This window comes from Trinickia soli (assembly GCF_002879855.1).
GTDB classification, from domain to species: Bacteria; Pseudomonadota; Gammaproteobacteria; order Burkholderiales; family Burkholderiaceae; genus Trinickia; species Trinickia soli.
Genome location: NZ_PNYB01000098.1, coordinates 1 through 393, shown reverse-complemented (window position 1 = coordinate 393; position 393 = coordinate 1). Strand labels below are relative to the sequence as shown.

The following is a 393-nucleotide window of genomic DNA, read 5'->3' as shown; positions in this document are numbered from 1 at the left end:
CCCGATAGCAGCGCACCAGCTCCTGGGACTACTTGTTCTAGGCCGAGCTCGCTTAGCATCGCGTAGGTGGTCGCCACGGCTGCTGTCACCACCGGCTTACCTGTCGCGGCTTCTACTTGAGCAATCGCTGCGAGCGAGGGCATTTGTACGCAGGCGGAGAGCACGATCGCATCGACATCGTCAGTCTTCATGCCAGAAACGATGGCAGGCAGTTTAGAGGGGTCGTGACGACCAACTTCCAAGTTGTCTGCAATCTCAAGCGCTCTCCAGTCACTGACCTCAAAGCCTTCGTGCTCAATGTAGTCAATGACCAATTTGGTTAGGGGCACCATGTATGGTGCTACCAACGCAATACGTTTGACCCCCATGACCTTTAGAGCATCCACCAAGGCC

At 55.7% G+C, this 393-nt stretch carries 1 protein-coding gene; it reads right to left on the bottom strand.

The features are described from left to right. Nucleotides 1-393, bottom strand: a 393-nt coding sequence (locus C0Z19_RS27810; protein ID WP_438947157.1) for a maleate cis-trans isomerase family protein, incomplete at both ends; no start/stop codon positions are given.